At 71.7% G+C, this 2,182-nt stretch carries 3 protein-coding genes; 2 read left to right on the forward strand and 1 reads right to left on the reverse strand.

What is annotated here, in order from left to right; genetic code table 11:
- Window positions 1–563 (reverse strand): hypothetical protein (locus ACWGIU_RS36320; RefSeq protein ID WP_453712342.1); only part of this gene is annotated, 563 nt, incomplete at its 3' end.
- A gap of 398 nt (window positions 564–961) precedes the next feature.
- On the opposite strand from ACWGIU_RS36320, the gene ACWGIU_RS36325 reads away from it, so the two are divergent.
- Together ACWGIU_RS36325 and ACWGIU_RS36330 are read left to right on the forward strand one after the other, a co-directional pair.
- Window positions 962–1,504: a hypothetical protein gene (locus tag ACWGIU_RS36325; RefSeq protein WP_453712343.1), complete on the forward strand. Its 543-nt coding sequence runs from the start codon at window positions 962–964 to the stop codon at window positions 1,502–1,504.
- Between the two features lie 2 nt (window positions 1,505–1,506).
- A complete protein-coding gene (locus tag ACWGIU_RS36330; RefSeq protein ID WP_453712344.1) occupies window positions 1,507–2,010 on the forward strand; it encodes a hypothetical protein in 504 nt (167 codons plus the stop codon).
- Window positions 2,011–2,182: the final 172 nt, after the last annotated feature.

Here is a 2,182-nt window from a genome sequence, read left to right on the forward strand (position 1 = left end):
CGACCCCGGCCGGGGTGAGCGGGGTCCGGGGCCGTGGGCGTGAAGGTTCGCCCCGCGGCCTCCACGCGCAGCCCCTCCAGTACGGCTGCCTGGTGCCGCGCCCGGGACAGGAGCCGCTCGACGGCGGCCCGGTCGAGGTGGGGGTGGGTGTCGGCGAGGACGCCGAGCGACTGCCACAGCAAGGCCTTGCCTTCCACGCCGATCCGCATGGCTTCCATTTCGAGGACGTCACTGAGGGGCGAACGGCTCACCAGGCGACCGTTGAGTTTCACCCTGCCCACCTTTTCGGCCAGCCGGCCCATGAGCACCCGGGGCCACCGCGCGGGGACGTCGAGAGCGGTCATGAACTCGCGCAGGCTCTCCCGGTCCTCCGCGATCTGCCCGGCGAGCTCGGCCAAAGGCGGCCCGGCCGGTGTGCCCCGGTGGGCCCGGGCCGTACGGCGGGCGAGAGAGACGCCGCTGCCGACGGCCGCGAGATGGTCGTTGAGGTAGATGGCGAGAAGGCGCTGTGCGTCGGGAGGGGAGGCGGAGGAGGGGTGCGAGGCGTGGGGGCGAGCTTTCATGGCGCTGGTCCGATCGTTTCGACATTGCGGACGCCGGCACGGCTCCACCGGCCGTGCACACGTCTTCGACCCGGGCTGCTGGGCTGCTGGGCTGCTCACTGCGGTGCTCACGGCGGCGGACGGGTACCTCTTGGCGTCTGACCAGCCTGCCGACCTTTCAAACCCCCCAAGATCGCACCCGTCCGCGCCGATCCGGCCGCCGCGGCCGCAGCCGGTACGGGGAGGCGGACACGATCGCGTCCCCGGCAGCCGCGCGGGCGCGGGGTGCGGTTCGTGCCGGAAGGGGTTGCGACGGGGCCGCACCCCGGCAGGCGGAGCAGGCCACCGGGCCCGTTTGACCGGTGTCACCACGGGCAGCCGCGTGGCAGAGGCCGATGAGGCCCGGATGGAGGCGAGCCATGTCGAACACCATGCTCATCACCGTGATCGTCATCGCGGCGGTCGTGGTCATCGCACTCGGCGTCGGGTTGTGGATCATGTCCCGCCGACGGCACCTGCAGAAGAGGTTCGGGCCCGAGTACGACCGCACGGTCGAAGCCGAGGGCGGCCGCATGGCCGCGGAGCGCGACCTCCGGGCCCGCGAGGAGCGCCACGCCGATTTCGGGATCAAGGAACTCCCGTCGGAGCGACGTCAGCAGTACTCGCGCGAGTGGAGCAGTGTCCAGGAGCGGTTCGTGGACCGGCCTGAAAGCTCCGTCGGCGAGGCCGATGAGCTGGTCACGCGGCTGATGCGCGAGCGCGGATACCCGACGGAGGGATTCAGCCGCCAGGTGCGCGATCTCTCGGTGGAACACGGACGGACCTTGGAGCACTACCGCGCCGCGCACGACGTCAAGGAACGCAGCGGTACCGGGCAGACGACGACAGAGGAACTCCGCGGCGCGATGGTGCACTACCGCGCGCTCTTCGAGGAGTTGCTCGACGACCAGAGGAGCCGGTGAACATGCGGAACCCAGCGGACAGGGAAGACGACCGAGCTGTCGGCGCCGAGCTGACGACGGAAGACATCGCGAACCCCGGGGCGACGACGTCAGCCGCGCCGGACGCCCGGCTCGACGATGAACGGCGGGTACCCACCTACCCCGGTGAGGCGACGGCGGAGACCCGGGGTGGCGACGTCGGCGACACGCAGGAGGAGGAAGCGACCGGTCACGGGGGCGAGCAGCCCTCGGCGGCGGACGAACCGCTGCTCGGCGGCGAGGAGGCAGAGGGCTACCGCAGGACGTGGCGCGAGATCCAGAGCCGGTTCGTGGATGACCCCCAGGAAGCGGTCAAGTCGGCGGACGCCCTGGTGGCCGAGGTGATGCAGACGCTCGCCCGGACCTTCTCCTCACGCAAGCAGGGGCTGGAGGGTCAGTGGGACCAAGGCGAACAGGTCGCCACGGAAGACCTGCGGCTGGCGCTCCAGCAGTACCGCTCCTTCTTCGACCGTCTGCTCAACACCTGAGGCCGCCGGCACACGATGCTGTCGGCGGGCGAGCGACCAGGTCTCGACGCGGCTGCTGCGCGCCGGACCCGCAGGCCGGATTCGGCGCGCACCGCGTGCGCCCCGCACCGACGGCATGCGCTCGGTGCGGAACCGCGAGCGGCCGACGTCCCTTCAGTCCTCGCTCAGGCCC

This window comes from Streptomyces sp. NPDC054840 (assembly GCF_053611065.1).

Coding starts and splice junctions, on each gene's coding strand:
- ACWGIU_RS36330 (WP_453712344.1), top strand. CDS start 1,507: ATGCGGAACCCAGCGGACAGGGAAGACGACCGAGCTGTCGGCGCCGAG.
- ACWGIU_RS36325 (WP_453712343.1), top strand. CDS start 962: ATGTCGAACACCATGCTCATCACCGTGATCGTCATCGCGGCGGTCGTG.